General features: G+C 65.5%; 2 protein-coding genes. Both read right to left on the bottom strand.

What is annotated here, in order from left to right:
• Positions 1–12 precede the first annotated feature (12 nt).
• Entirely contained in the window at positions 13–1,293 is a 1,281-nt protein-coding gene (clpX, locus tag WA944_RS16130) for an ATP-dependent Clp protease ATP-binding subunit ClpX (RefSeq protein ID WP_526647129.1), read from the bottom strand.
• 328 nt (positions 1,294–1,621) lie between these two features.
• Positions 1,622–1,978, bottom strand: a complete 357-nt coding sequence (locus WA944_RS16125; RefSeq protein WP_526647128.1) for a hypothetical protein — start codon at positions 1,976–1,978, stop codon at positions 1,622–1,624.
• Positions 1,979–2,021: the final 43 nt, after the last annotated feature.

Below are 2,021 nucleotides of genomic sequence, written 5' to 3'. Positions count from 1 at the left end.
GCCGTACGTGAACTAGGCGCTCTTCTCGCGCCGCTCGTTACGCGGTGGCTTGCGCGGCACGATGGTCGGCAGCACGTTGTCTTCGACGGTCTCCTTGGTGACGACGACCTTGGCGACGTCGTCGCGGCTGGGGATGTCGTACATCACCGGCAGCAGGACTTCCTCCATGATCGCGCGCAACCCGCGGGCACCGGTGCCGCGATGGATGGCCTGATCGGCGATCGCCTCGAGCGCGTCCTCGTTGAATTCCAGCTCCACGCCGTCCATGTCGAAGAGCCGGGTGTACTGCTTGACCAACGCGTTCTTGGGCTCCGACAAGATCTTGACGAGCGATTCCTTGTCCAGGTTCGTCACCGACGCCACGACGGGCAGCCGTCCGATGAACTCGGGGATGAGCCCGAACTTGATCAGGTCTTCGGGCATGACCTCGGCGAAGTGGTCCTGGGTGTCGATCTCGGCCTTGGAGTGCACCTCGGCGCCGAAGCCCAGACCGCGCTTACCGACGCGGTCGGAGACTATCTTCTCCAGCCCGGCGAACGCCCCCGCCACGATGAACAGCACGTTGGTGGTGTCGATCTGGATGAACTCCTGGTGCGGGTGCTTGCGGCCGCCCTGCGGGGGAACCGAGGCCTGCGTGCCCTCGAGGATCTTCAGCAGCGCCTGCTGCACGCCCTCCCCGGAGACGTCGCGGGTGATCGACGGGTTCTCGCTCTTGCGGGCGATCTTGTCGACCTCGTCGATGTAGATGATGCCGGTCTCGGCGCGCTTGACGTCATAGTCGGCGGCCTGGATCAGCTTCAGCAGGATGTTCTCGACGTCCTCGCCGACGTAGCCGGCTTCGGTGAGCGCGGTGGCGTCGGCGATCGCGAACGGCACGTTGAGCATCTTGGCCAGCGTCTGCGCCAGGTAGGTCTTGCCGCAGCCGGTGGGGCCGAGCATCAGGATGTTGGACTTGGACAGCTCGACCGGCTCGGCGCGCGAATCCCGCGTCTTCTCGCCGGCCTGGATGCGCTTGTAGTGGTTGTATACGGCCACGGCGAGCGTCCGCTTGGCGGTGTCCTGACCGATCACATAGCCCTCGAGGAAGTCGCGGATCTCGACGGGCTTGGGCAGCTCGTCGAGCTTGACGTCGTCAGCGTCGGCGAGCTCCTCCTCGATGATCTCGTTGCACAGGTCGATGCACTCATCACAGATGTAGACGCCCGGACCCGCGATGAGCTTCTTCACCTGCTTTTGGCTCTTGCCGCAGAACGAACACTTGAGCAGGTCACCGCCGTCTCCAATGCGTGCCATGGTGCTGGTGTCCTACTTCCTGTCGGCAGTCGCTGATCAATCTGTTCGGTGCGTCGCACCGGGCGTTATCCCGACGCTACCCGCTTGTTCCGGCACCGTGCGACCGATAATGCCGAATCGCGCCGGTGGTATTCAGGTGTGGTTGCGTCAACATATCGCCTGATGCGCCCCGCATGGCCGCGAAGGCAACACCGTGTCTCTGGCGTGTCGTCGCCGTTACCGCTCCGGCGGATGTCCGCAACCGAAACTCCAGGTCCTGAAGCAGTGCCCGAGGGCACCGTTCACGATACCGGTATCGGCCCGCAGGCCGCCGGTCCCTGATGCCGGGTCAGCGACGACCGGGCCCTATCGGGCCGGGACCGACCGGACCGGGACCCACCGGTCCGGGGCCGACCGGACCGACCACTCCCCCGACGCCCACCGGGCCGACCGGACCCACGACCGGATTCGGGGGGTTCAGGTACACGTTCACGTCGTAGTAGAGGCACTGGGCGGTGTAGACGTCCCAGTACATCCCGACCGGACAGACCACGTCGGCACCGCTGACCGCGGGTGAGGCGATCTGCGTCAACATCACGGCGGCCGACGCGGCCAGCGCGATCCTGACGGCGCCAGGCCGTAACCCAACCATCATCGCGATTCCCCCTGCTGCCGATGCCACTTTGCAGTCGTCGACGGACGTCACGCCTGTACGGTCAGCCTGCCACGGTCAACGGCTCGGCGACGGA

Origin of the sequence: Mycobacterium sp. (genome assembly GCF_049683355.1) — a bacterium.
Lineage (GTDB): Bacteria > Actinomycetota > Actinomycetes > Mycobacteriales > Mycobacteriaceae > Mycobacterium.
This window is presented reverse-complemented; position numbering and strand designations above follow the sequence as displayed.

What these genes read in the sequence shown, in the direction of transcription:
- clpX (WP_526647129.1), bottom strand. Translation starts at nt 1,293, where the DNA reads ATGGCACGCATTGGAGACGGCGGTGACCTGCTCAAGTGTTCGTTCTGC.